The sequence below is a fragment of the Profundibacterium mesophilum KAUST100406-0324 genome, assembly GCF_009835145.1.
Lineage (GTDB): Bacteria > Pseudomonadota > Alphaproteobacteria > Rhodobacterales > Rhodobacteraceae > Profundibacterium > Profundibacterium mesophilum.
Genome location: NZ_APKE01000017.1, coordinates 1 through 11,441 on the forward strand (window position 1 = coordinate 1; position 11,441 = coordinate 11,441).

An 11,441-nucleotide genomic window follows, 5' to 3' on the forward strand; every position below is an offset into this window, starting at 1 on the left:
ACTTTTTAGATAACAGATTTCATCCGCTAGCGACGTCACAAAAGGTATGTGACGCGTGGCAAAAACAATCAGAAGCAAAGGGCAGGTGGCACTCTGCCAGGCGTTGGTCGACGCGCGCAAAAGCGCAGGCTTGGGCCAGGACGACTTGGCGGACAGGCTCAAGTGCCATCAATCTCTCGTGGCACGCATTGAGAGCGGCGAACGCCGGATCGACGTCGTCGAGCTGGTCGTCCTTGCGCGCGCCATCGGCTTTGACCCCTTCGAGGTTTTGGCGATCGTCGAAGCCGCCACGGAGCCCGACCACCGGATTTGATCCATTTCATATTTCGAGAACACGGGAGCTGACTTCTCCCGTTGTGAATTCGTTACCGCGAGGACGAACAGTAACCGATTTTAACGAGGCCCGGCACACGGTTGCAGCAAACGCTTTGGATCTGAGCTGCTATCCGCAACGCCAAATTGCAGGAAGTCAGTAAACAGTGAACGAAAATGAGGTCGAAGGCGTCGCAATCGCCAATTTGATTGCAGCCGATGAAGAAACCATTGTCGGCTGGGTATATCGCTGGAACACAGGTGCTCTGGCAATCCGGTGGGACATCCATGGCCCGCAGCGTGTCTCAAAGATTTACCCGGATCTCTGCGATGCGGATAAAGCTGAAATTGACTTCGCATCTCTCACGCAGCTGCCCTGTCGCAACGACTGACATGGTAGAATATGGCCTTTATGGCCCTCGATTGTGTGAGTGTGCCTGCGTTGCAGGTTTGATTTCGTACAAGGCTCTGCGCGACGTCGCGGCGCCTCAACAGTCAGTAATTGACCTGCTCGAAGCCGTAATTCCCGCTATAGTCACGCCACTCAACGAAGACGGATCTGTGATAAATGTTCGGGCAGTGCTCGCCCCACCGCTCGAGACCGGCATGCGCAGCAGGAAGCGCTGCGGGTGACGACGCCCTCCAAGAAAAATCGCCCTGGATCCCGTAGGTGCCGAGGACAACGACGGCGCTGCGGTTGCAGTCGCCATCTCGCCCGGATTCGTGCTGGCGGGCATAACGAACGTCAAAGACGCGGATGGAGCGCACGAAATTGAATTCCGGCCCGCTGATATCGATATCGGCGCGGTCTTCTACGAGCTGGAGGGCGTAATCAGCCCGCACGAGGCTCCCCCAGACAGCGTCGGAGCCTTTCAGCCCGAGCATTCCGCCAGCCTCGGCTGCCTGATCGAAGAGCGCGGCTGAAGAGTTTGGTGGGGTTCCTGAACCACCATATAGGGTATCGAAGATCCGGTCCGTGGGGCGCGACCTGGCAGGCCCATCGTAAGACGCACCCATGGGGCAGCGCCAAATCTGCAGCGGCGGCTCCACCGGCCAAGGTGTGATGCGCCGGATGAACTCGGCCCGCGCGCGTGCGCATGGCACGGAAGCCGGCCACCCACCGGACAAACACAGCAGGATGGCGCAATCGATCTGATAGGTTTGGGCGCGTGCTTGCGTCGGAACTGTTGGGCCGGTCAAGGCGAGAGCTAAAAAGGCCACCAGAGGGAGGTTTTTGAATTCGAAACGCATGGCAAGGACCCTTGACGATCTTCACCCAGCATACATACGAAAATATACTATTGCAACATTGGTGATGTGTATTGCGGTTGCGGTGGTCGGCAAGATCGCGAGCCGACAGCGTCGGCTTGCCCACCCTGAGGAAACCATGCGTTCCAGCGATTAGCCTTGATCGCATTGATTGCGATGATTACACTCCTATCAGGAGGAGATCATGGCAAGCATTACCATCCGGAACCTTGACGATGACGTGAAGCGCCGCCTTCGCATCCGTGCGGCTGAGCACGGCCGTTCGATGGAAGAGGAGGCGCGCGAGATCTTGCGCCATGTTGTCGGCGAAGCGAAGCCATCCCACGATCTTGCCGCGGCCATCCGCGCGCGGGTCGCGCCTCTGGGTGGCGTTGATCTCGACCTTCCGCAGCGTGAAGCCATGCGTGAACCGCCCGCGTTCGACCAGGCCTGACGCATGATCATCCTCGACACGAATGTCCTCTCTGAGCTGTTGCGCCCGGCTCCCGAGCCGAGGGTCGAGCAATGGCTGTCGGCGCAGGACGGGCTCAACGTCTACCTGACCTCGATATCGGAAGCGGAACTGCGCTACGGCCTCGCGATCATGGGAAACGGCAAGCGGCGCGCCGCGCTGGTTGATGCAGTGGACAGCATCCTGCGTGAGGACCTTGCGGGGCGCATTCTGCCTTTCGACAGCGCCGCCGCGCAGTCCTATGCCGCCATCTCCGCCGCACGACGGTCCGCCGGGCGACCGATCGCCCAGGCCGATTGCCAGATTGCCTCAATTGCCCACACCCGTGGTGCCTCCGTCGCCACGCGCAACACGCCTGACTTCGAGGGTTGCGAGATCGACCTGATCAACCCCTGGACTACCGCATGAACGCCGTTGAGATTGAACAAGCCGTTTCCGAACTCGCCGAGCAGCCCTTTGATGCGGCAGAGTTCCCCTATGCCTTCCTCATGGCCTTCGGAAACAAGGAGACGACAATCAAGCGCCTGCGCACCGGCGCATCGAACAAGTCCGACATCGGCGGCGTCCTGCAGACCAACAACATCCACCTTGCGACCTGCGTCCCGGGCGAAATCGCGGCAACCCTCGCCGCCCTGCGCGAAAGCCCTGCCACCTCCCGCGCCAAGGCGAAGTTCATCCTCGCCACTGACGGCATCGACCTCGAGGCCGAGGACATCACCACCGGCGAGACCATCGCTTGCCGCTACACCGATTTCCCCGATCACTTCGGCTTCTTCCTGCCGCTCGCCGGCATCTCTACCGTCAAGCAGATCCGCGAAAGTGCGTTTGACATCCGCGCCACCAGCCGCCTCAACCGGCTCTATGTCGAGCTGATCAAGGACAACCCCGACTGGGGCAGCGCCGAAAAACGCCACGACATGAACCATTTCATGGCGCGGCTGATCTTCTGCTTCTTCGCCGAAGACACCGACATCTTCGTCAGCGACAACCTGTTCACCGCCACCATCGACCAGATGGCGAACCGCGACGGGTCGAACACGCACGAAGTCATCGGCGAGATCTTCCGTGCGATGAACACCGCCATCCCCAAACGGGCCGAGGCCAAGCTGCCCCGCTGGGCCGACACCTTTCCCTATGTGAACGGTGGCCTCTTCTCGGGCAGCACCGATGTGCCGCGCTTTTCCAAGATCGCGCAGCGCTACCTGTCCCATATCGGCAGCCTCGACTGGACACAGATCAACCCCGATATTTTCGGCTCGATGATCCAGGCCGTGGCGGATGAAGAGGAACGCTCGGTCCTCGGCATGCACTACACCTCGGTGCCGAACATCCTGAAGGTGCTGAACCCGCTCTTTCTTGATGACCTGCGGGCAGAGCTGGAGGCGGCGGGCGACAACGCGCGGAGGCTCTCCAATCTGCGCGCGCGCATGGCCAAGATCCGCGTGTTCGATCCCGCCTGCGGGTCGGGCAACTTCCTTGTCATCGCCTACAAGGAAATGCGCGCGCTGGAATATGAGATCAACAAGCGCCGGGGCGAGCCGCAACGCCGCACCGACATTCCCCTGACCAACTACCGCGGGATCGAGCTGCGGGATTTCTCGGCCGAGATCGCGCGGCTGGCGCTGATCATCGCGGAATACCAATGCGACGTGACCTATCGCGGCCAGAAAGAGGCGTTGGCCGAGTTCCTACCGCTGGACGCGCAGAACTGGATCACCTGCGCCAACGCCCTGCGGCTGGACTGGCTGTCGGTCTGCCCGCCCACGGGGACGGGGGTGAAGTTTCAAGCGGATGACTTGTTCATGTCGCCGCTGGATCAGGCGCAGATCGATTTCGCGAATGAAGGAGGCGAGACGTATGTTTGCGGAAACCCGCCTTATGTCGGCGACAAATATCAGACCAAGGAGCAAAAGGACGATCTGAACGCGCTGCTACCAGGAAACAAAAAAGTACGTGCAATTGACTACATCGCGGGTTGGTTCTGGAAGGCATCGGACTTCATCAAGTATGGCGGCTGTTTCGCGTTTGTTTCTACAAACTCGATTTGCCAAGGTGTCCAAGTTCCGTTGATCTGGCCCCGAATTTTTCAGAACGGACAAGAAATATTTTTCGGACATCAGAACTTTCTTTGGGGCAATAATGCGAGCAAGAATGCTCAGGTCACCTGTGTGATCGTTGGGATCGCCGCTGTTGGTGAACGGTCCAAAGCTATTTATGGAGCCGACTTCATGAAGTCAGTCGAAGCCATAAATGCATACCTCACCGAAGGGGCCAATATTATTGTTGAACGTGCCTCTGAACCAATTGCAGAGATAGCGACAATGTTCGGCGGCAACATACCGCGGGATCAGGGCAACCTGTTACTGTCGCCTGACGAAGCGAACGATCTCTTGGAAGGTTTCCCTCAGGCATCTCCTCTCGTGAAGCCAATTGTAGGATCGAGCGAGTTCATCAATGGGCAACAAAGATATTGTCTTTGGATTGAAGATCACCAAGCAGAACTTGCATTCTCAATACCTCCGATTGCAGAACGTTTGGAGCGCATTCGAATCTACCGACAGGGTGGGAGCGAGCGCGGCAAAGCGGGCTTGCTGACGCCGTACAAGTTCGAGCGAACAATCATTGGAGAAGTAAATTCCATCGTCGTTCCAAGCGTATCCTCTGAACGTCGAGAATACCTGCCGTGTGGCTTGATGCCCAGTGACGTTCGCGTATCCAATCTCGCTCTCGCATTATACGATGCCCCGCTCTGGAACATGGCGCTGATCGCCTCGCGCCTGCATCTGGTCTGGATCGCCACGGTTTGCGGGAAGCTGGAAACTCGATATCGCTACTCCAACACCATGGGCTGGAACACCTTCCCCGTCCCGAAACTGACCGAAAAGAACCGCGCCGATCTGACTGCGGCGGCCGAAGGCATCCTTCTGGCCCGCGAGGCGCATTTCCCCGCCACCATCGCCGACCTCTACGACCCCGAAAAAATGCCCGCCAACCTGCGCGCCGCGCATGATCACAACGACGAGGTGCTGGAACGCATCTACATCGGCCGCCGCTTTCGCAACGACACTGAACGACTGGAAAAACTGTTCGAGATGTACACGAAGATGACGACGAAGGTGAGTGCATGAGTGACTTTAACAGCATGACGCTGATGGCAGCGGGCGAGATGATTGCTGAAATGTCGACGCAAGCCGCGTTCTCGTCTCTTATTTTAGGGTGGGGTGTCGAGGAATTCTGTGGCTCTGGATCGGTCGCTTCGAAGGCCAATGATTTGGTTAGGTTCGCAAGAAGCAGTATGGGGGGACGTTCTGTTCCGACGGTCAACGGAAACTGTGACCTAAGCAGAGCCATGATTGAGCATGCAATTACGGCATCCGAGCAAAGCAAGTGCAACAAGCCAGATGTCTGGTTGCGACTTCTTGCTGGTCTGAAAATGGATGGCTTCACACTTGTGGAAGAGGAGGTTCCAGACCCAATGGGCAGATCTTCCATTTTCGATGACGCTCCAAGGGTCATTACACAGACTGTTCTCAGGCGGATGCTGCCTGAGGATGTACCTGAGACAGATTTTCGAGAGGCGACAAGCGAAATTGAGGCCTTACTTGGTCGGCACGGGTTGGGCGCCGCCAAGGGGCATTTGGATCAAGCGATTCAGAACTTTTCGCAAGGGAACTGGTCTTCCGCCAACGCGATGATCAGAGATTTCTATCAGGAACTGCTGGACAAAATTGCGGAGTATTTTGGATGTGATCCTAAGGTTAGCGATGACGCAAAGAGGCAATATCTTGCAGATACAAAATCGGGACCGTTCCTACTTCACGAATACAATGAGTGGGAGAACGACAGAGGCAAACCTGCGTACGTATTGGGGTTGTGGGCAAGATTGCATCCGCACGGCAGCCATCCGGGCCTGTCAGATGAAGAAGATTGTGCTTTTCGGTTTCAAATAATCCTGATCACAGCCCGCATATTTTTAAGACGTTTTGATAAGCGGGTGAGAGGTCAATGATCAAAGGTTTTCCCTCCATTTCGATTATTTATGCCACCAACGGTAGCCCGGCCAAGCCGAACGACCTGGGCCGGCGGGCAATACAGGAATGCCCCTACGACAAACGCTACCCAGGCGTGGTGGGTCAGAAAGTGGACACACTATGACCCTTGACCCTGTCATGAGCGCGGAACGCACCCGCAGGTTGGTGGACGATCTGCGTGCCAAACCAGCGGAAACCACATGGATCGAGTTCAAGGAAAACAATGCCGACGGGCCGTTGATCGGCAAGCTGATCTCTGCCTTGTCCAATGCTGCACGGCTGGCCGATCAGCACTATGCCTATGTGGTCTGGGGGGTGCGCGACGGCGATCATGCGGTTGTCGGCACGAGTTTCGAGCCGACCGTGAAAAAGGAGAAGGGGCAGCCGCTCGAACTGTGGGTGGCCAACCACCTCCAGCCGGGCATCGAGTTCCGGTTCGAAGAGGTCGATCATGACGGGCAGCGCCTGATCCTGCTGACTATCCCCGCCGCCGCAACCGCTCCGGTAGAGTTTGACCGGACCGCCTATTTGCGCATCGGCAGTGCCACGCCGCGCCTGTCCGACCATCCGGAACGCCTGCGTGCCCTCTGGAGCAAGTTGCAGCCCTACGCTTGGGAGACAGGCGTCGCGGCGCAGTTCCTGTCCGGTGACGACGTTCTTGCGCGGCTGAATTACGCCAACTACTTCGATCTTACGGGCCAGCCCTTGCCGGATAACAGGCAGGGGATCTTCGACAAGCTATTGGCAGATCGTCTGATCCAGAAAGATGTAAGCGACCGCTGGAACATTACCAATCTGGGCGCAATCCTGTATGCCAAGAAACTTTCCGATTTCGGCCCCTCTGTAGAGCGCAAAGGGGTTCGTTTCGTGGCCTATGCTGGCACCGGACGTGCAGATGACGTGAGCCACCGCCAGGACGGCCAGCGCGGCTATGCAGCGGGATTTCAGGGGCTGGTGGATTACATCGACGGCCTTCTGCCCCGCAACGAATTGATTGGTAAAGCATTCCGCGAGGAGCGTCCGCTCTACCCGTCGATAGCGATCCGCGAATTGATCGCCAACGCATTGATCCACCAGGACATGACGATCACCGGTGCCGGTCCACTCATCGAGTTATTCAGCGATCGCATGGAGATCACGAACCCGGGCGCCCCCTTGGTTAGCCCCGACCGGTTTTTGGACTCGCCCCCGCGTTCCCGAAATGAAGCTCTTGCTTCCTTGATGCGGCGCATGAAACTTTGCGAAGAACAAGGCACCGGCATCGACAAGGTGATCTCGGCGGTTGAGCTACACCAGTTGCCCCCACCGGATTTCCGCATGGAGGGAGACGCCGTGCGCGTGGTTCTGTTTGCACCACGCCGATTTGCGGACATGACACCGGAAGAAGCCGTGCGAGCGTGTTACCAACATGCCGCGCTCAAATACGTAGGCGGTCAAAAGATGACGAACGCGACACTTCGGGAGCGGCTTGGCATCGACGACCAGAACGCTGCGCAGGCATCGCGGGTTATTCGCGCAACGCTGGATGCTGATCTGATCCGTCCTGCGGATGCTGAACGCCCTCGGGCCGGATATGTCCCCTCATGGGCGTGACAGGGACAACATTTGATCGGGTTTTGATTGTGCGTATGTGGGCTAGAGGGCGTAAATTGGAAAATACATATAAATCATACTGTTACGATAGGCAGGGTGCGGTATCGCTACTTGATCGGGTTTTGATTGCCTGCCCCAAAGCGAATGATTCCGCGCCCCTCAGAAGGAAAACATCATGACACAGCAGGTTCCTTCCGTCTCTGTCAATTACGCGGCCAATGGAAGCTCGACCAAATCGAACGAGCTTGGCATGCGCGAAATGCAAGAGGGTGCCTATGAGAAGCGGGGCGAGCAATACCTGCTGATCAAGTCGCCCCCGGCCTCGGGCAAGAGCCGCGCGCTGATGTTCATCGCGCTCGACAAGCTGCACAATCAGGGCCTGCGCCAGGCCATCGTCGTGGTGCCGGAAAAATCCATCGGGTCCAGCTTCAACGACGAGCCGCTGAGCAAGTACGGCTTCTGGGCAGACTGGACCGTGCAACCGCGATGGAACCTATGCAACGCTCCCGGCGGGGATGACGGCAAGGTCGGCGCTGTCGGCAAGTTTCTGGCGAGCGACGACAAGATTCTGGTCTGCACCCACGCGACCTTTCGGTTCGCCGTGGACAAGTTCGGGATTGAAGCGTTTGATGATCGGCTCATCGCGGTAGACGAGTTTCACCACGTCTCTGCCAACCCTGATAACAAGCTGGGCACGCATCTGGGCGCACTGGTCGCGCGCGACAAGGTGCATCTGGTTGCGATGACCGGGTCCTATTTCCGCGGCGATGCCGAAGCCGTTCTGTCGCCCGAAGATGAGGCAAAGTTCGATACCTTCACCTATACCTACTATCAGCAGTTGAATGGTTACAAATACCTCAAGACGCTCGACATCGGGTATTTCTTCTATTCCGGGTCCTATGCGGACGACATCCTCAAGGTTCTGGATCCGACCGAGAAGACAATCCTTCACATCCCGAACGTGAACTCGCGCGAAAGCACCAAGGACAAGCATCGCGAGGTCGAGCATATCATTGACGCCCTGGGCGATTGGCAGGGAGCGGATCCCATCACAGGCTTTCAGCTGGTCAAGACGCCCGACGAGCGAGTCTTACGCATCGCCGATCTGGTGGACGACGAGCCATCCAAGCGTGACAAGGTTTCCGCCGCGCTGAAAGACTCCACGCAGAAGAACAACCGCGATCATGTCGACATCATCATCGCCCTGGGTATGGCGAAAGAAGGGTTCGATTGGATCTGGTGCGAACACGCCCTGACGGTGGGTTATCGTGCCAGCCTGACGGAGATCGTGCAGATCATCGGCCGCGCCACCCGCGATGCCGAGGGCAAGACCCGAGCGCGGTTCACCAACCTTATCGCGGAGCCCGACGCCGCGGCCGAAGCTGTGACCGAGGCAGTCAACGATACACTGAAGGCGATCGCTGCAAGCCTGCTGATGGAGCAGGTGCTGGCCCCACGTTTCAACTTCGCGCCCAAGACCGTGAAAAGTGGCCCTGTCGAAGGGTTCGATTACGGCGAGGGCGGCTATGACCCCAACAAAGAGAACGTTGGCTTCAGCGAGGCCAGCGGACAGTTCCAGATCGAAATCAAAGGCCTGGTCGAACCCAAGAGCAAGGAAGCCAAGCGCATCTGCCAAGAGGACCTCAATGAGGTGATCACAGCTTTCGTTCAGGACAAGACTACGATCGAACGGGGTCTCTTCGACGAAGAGCTGGTGCCGGAGGAACTGACGCAGGTTCGCATGGGCAAGATTGTCGGTGCCAGGTTCCCAGAGCTAGATGCAGAGGATCAGGAAGCGGTGCGCCAACACGCAGTTGCTGCGCTGAACCTGACCCAAAAGGCGAAAGAGATCGCGCTGTCGAACCGCGATGACACAGAAACAACCGGCAATACCGCCTTGATCGACGGGGTGCGCAAATTCGCAATGGACGTGCGCGAACTCGACATCGATCTGATTGATCGCATCAATCCGTTCGGCGAAGCCTACTCGATTCTGGCAAAGACGATGAGCGAGGAAAGCCTTCGGCAGGTTCAGGCCGTCATCTCGGCGAAAAAGGTGCAACTGTCACCGGACGAGGCGCGAGATCTGGCGAAACGCGCCGTCAAGTTCAAGCAGGAGCGGGGCCGTCTGCCTTCCATCACATCGCCTGATCCGTGGGAGAAGAAAATGGCCGAAGGCGTCGCCTATCTCGCGCGCATGAAGCAGGAGGCTACCAATGGCTAAGGGTTTCACCGACGAAGACGACGCCCTCCTTGCTGAGCTTGGCGTCGAGGTCGAGGTCAAGAAGCAGCTCAGCCGCACACCACGCGAAGAACGCATCATCGCAGGTTTTGAGGAAATCTTGCGATTTGCAGATGAGCATGGCCGGCCTCCCCAGCACGGGGAGGATCGTGATATCTTTGAACGCCTCTACGCCGTGCGTCTTGATCGGATCCGCGACTTGCAGGAATGCCGCGACCTCCTTGCCCCACTCGACGAGCAGGGTCTCCTAGCAAACACTCCTGCGCCCTCAGCATCAGACTCCGATGACCTCGATGACGATGCCCTCCTCGCCGAACTGGGCGTGGAAGTTGCTAAATCACCTCTCACGGAATTGAAGCATGTCCGGTCAACAGCCGAGAAAAAGGCCGCCGATGAAGTCGCAAACCGCGAGAAATGCAAGGATTTCGCGACGTTCAAACCCTTGTTCGAGCAGGTCCAGAAAGAACTGGATAGCGGCTTGCGCGAAACTCGCCCGTTCGAGATGAAAGCTGAGATCGAGAAGGGACGCTTCTTCATCGTCAGCGGTCAAAAGGCCTATGTCGCCGACAAGGGCGAGACCATCACCAACGAGCAAGGTCGCACGGATGCGCGTCTGCGGGTGATTTTCGACAACGGGACCGAGAGCAACATGCTGATGCGCTCGCTTCAGCGCGCGTTGAACAAGGACGACGCCGGACGGCGGATCACCGATCCTTCGGCAGGGCCACTTTTTTCCGATCAGACACTCGACGGTGATGAGGCGAGCGGGATCATTTATGTTCTTCGCAGCAAATCCGATCATCCACTCGTCACGGCAAACCGGGAACTCGTGCATAAGATCGGCGTCACCAATATGAGCGTTGATAAGCGGATTGCTGGCGCGCACTTGCAGCCGACGTTTTTGATGGCGAACGTCGAGGTGGTTGCAACTTATGAACTCTACAACATCAACCGAACAAAACTGGAGAACCTGATCCATCGCATTTTCGAACCCGCACGGCTCGAGATCGAAATCATGGATCGCTTTGGAAGGCCTGTGGTCCCACGAGAATGGTTCCTCGTACCCCTCTTCGTCATCAACGACGCTGTTGAAAAGATCAGGGATGGCACAATAACGAGCTATCGCTATGATCCCCGCGCTGCCGAACTCAAACGGATTTCGGGGTAGACGCCGCAATGGATGCTGCGTGCCGCTTTCTGGCACCCTCGACCAGCGGGATGTTGGCGGTCGTGCAGCTCATATCGGCAAGGCCGACGATGATCTTGAAATCACGCAGCTTGAGAACGCTGCGGCTGATGACGAGCATATTGTTGTCTCCCCAGTCAGGGAGCAACCGCCCGGGAGACCCGGGCTTCGCACCAGCCATTATGTCGCTTCTAGGAACCTTCCTTGCTGAGTGCTTCCATGAGATAGCAGTCGGCCAAGAGTAAAGTCGCATAATGAAGTTTATGGTAAATAAAGTGTCAAGGGCGGTGCAAAATTGGTCCATTAGGGCGGCGTAAAAGTAGGCCAGTTTGGATTGAGCCGTTTGTTTGATTTTAG

General features: G+C 57.5%; 10 protein-coding genes and 1 pseudogene. 9 read left to right on the plus strand and 2 right to left on the minus strand.

What is annotated here, in order from left to right:
• Positions 1 to 55 precede the first annotated feature (55 nt).
• Positions 56 to 313: a helix-turn-helix domain-containing protein gene (locus PMES_RS07630; protein WP_159965062.1), complete on the plus strand. Its 258-nt coding sequence runs from the start codon at positions 56 to 58 to the stop codon at positions 311 to 313.
• A 166-nt stretch (positions 314 to 479) separates the two neighbouring features.
• Positions 480 to 704 (plus strand): hypothetical protein, encoded by a 225-nt coding sequence (locus tag PMES_RS07635; protein ID WP_159965063.1) that lies wholly within the window; start codon positions 480 to 482, stop codon positions 702 to 704.
• A 103-nt stretch (positions 705 to 807) separates the two neighbouring features.
• Here the strand turns inward: PMES_RS07635 and PMES_RS16685 are convergent, their stop codons facing one another.
• On the minus strand, positions 808 to 1,563 hold the full coding sequence (locus PMES_RS16685; RefSeq protein ID WP_236549735.1) for a hypothetical protein: 756 nt from the start codon (positions 1,561 to 1,563) through the stop codon (positions 808 to 810).
• Between the two features lie 202 nt (positions 1,564 to 1,765).
• Between PMES_RS16685 and PMES_RS07645 the strand changes: the two genes are divergently transcribed.
• The 7 genes from PMES_RS07645 (at position 1,766) to PMES_RS07675 (ending at position 11,066) form a co-directional block, all read left to right on the plus strand.
• Positions 1,766 to 2,014 (plus strand): FitA-like ribbon-helix-helix domain-containing protein, encoded by a 249-nt coding sequence (locus PMES_RS07645; RefSeq protein WP_054540688.1) that lies wholly within the window; start codon positions 1,766 to 1,768, stop codon positions 2,012 to 2,014.
• A 3-nt stretch (positions 2,015 to 2,017) separates the two neighbouring features.
• Positions 2,018 to 2,440, plus strand: a complete 423-nt coding sequence (locus tag PMES_RS07650) for a type II toxin-antitoxin system VapC family toxin (protein ID WP_159965065.1) — start codon at positions 2,018 to 2,020, stop codon at positions 2,438 to 2,440.
• Positions 2,437 to 5,160 (plus strand): class I SAM-dependent DNA methyltransferase, encoded by a 2,724-nt coding sequence (locus tag PMES_RS07655; RefSeq protein WP_159965067.1) that lies wholly within the window; start codon positions 2,437 to 2,439, stop codon positions 5,158 to 5,160. Before PMES_RS07650 ends, PMES_RS07655 begins: the two co-directional genes overlap by 4 nt.
• Positions 5,157 to 6,041, plus strand: a complete 885-nt coding sequence (locus PMES_RS07660; RefSeq protein ID WP_159965068.1) for a hypothetical protein — start codon at positions 5,157 to 5,159, stop codon at positions 6,039 to 6,041. The genes PMES_RS07655 and PMES_RS07660 overlap by 4 nt, the downstream gene beginning before the upstream one ends.
• A 142-nt stretch (positions 6,042 to 6,183) precedes the next feature.
• A complete protein-coding gene (locus PMES_RS07665) occupies positions 6,184 to 7,656 on the plus strand; it encodes an ATP-binding protein (RefSeq protein ID WP_159965070.1) in 1,473 nt (490 codons plus the stop codon).
• Between the two features lie 175 nt (positions 7,657 to 7,831).
• Positions 7,832 to 9,880 (plus strand): pseudomurein-binding repeat-containing protein, encoded by a 2,049-nt coding sequence (locus PMES_RS07670; RefSeq protein ID WP_159965071.1) that lies wholly within the window; start codon positions 7,832 to 7,834, stop codon positions 9,878 to 9,880.
• Positions 9,873 to 11,066 carry a GIY-YIG nuclease family protein gene (locus PMES_RS07675; protein WP_159965073.1) on the plus strand — a complete coding sequence of 398 codons (1,194 nt, stop codon included), beginning with the start codon at positions 9,873 to 9,875 and terminating at the stop codon, positions 11,064 to 11,066. Before PMES_RS07670 ends, PMES_RS07675 begins: the two co-directional genes overlap by 8 nt.
• On the opposite strand, the pseudogene PMES_RS07680 reads toward PMES_RS07675, so the two are convergent.
• Positions 11,047 to 11,441 (minus strand): annotated as a pseudogene (locus tag PMES_RS07680) (hypothetical protein); the annotation flags it as partial. The gene PMES_RS07675 and the pseudogene PMES_RS07680 sit on opposite strands and share 20 nt — an antisense overlap.

Excerpts from the sequence above, each read along its gene's own strand:
- PMES_RS07650 (WP_159965065.1), top strand. The coding sequence starts at position 2,018 with ATGATCATCCTCGACACGAATGTCCTCTCTGAGCTGTTGCGCCCGGCT.
- PMES_RS07670 (WP_159965071.1), top strand. The coding sequence starts at position 7,832 with ATGACACAGCAGGTTCCTTCCGTCTCTGTCAATTACGCGGCCAATGGA.
- PMES_RS16685 (WP_236549735.1), bottom strand. The coding sequence starts at position 1,563 with ATGCGTTTCGAATTCAAAAACCTCCCTCTGGTGGCCTTTTTAGCTCTC.
- PMES_RS07675 (WP_159965073.1), top strand. The coding sequence starts at position 9,873 with ATGGCTAAGGGTTTCACCGACGAAGACGACGCCCTCCTTGCTGAGCTT.
- PMES_RS07645 (WP_054540688.1), top strand. The coding sequence starts at position 1,766 with ATGGCAAGCATTACCATCCGGAACCTTGACGATGACGTGAAGCGCCGC.
- PMES_RS07655 (WP_159965067.1), top strand. The coding sequence starts at position 2,437 with ATGAACGCCGTTGAGATTGAACAAGCCGTTTCCGAACTCGCCGAGCAG.
- PMES_RS07665 (WP_159965070.1), top strand. The coding sequence starts at position 6,184 with ATGACCCTTGACCCTGTCATGAGCGCGGAACGCACCCGCAGGTTGGTG.
- PMES_RS07660 (WP_159965068.1), top strand. The coding sequence starts at position 5,157 with ATGAGTGACTTTAACAGCATGACGCTGATGGCAGCGGGCGAGATGATT.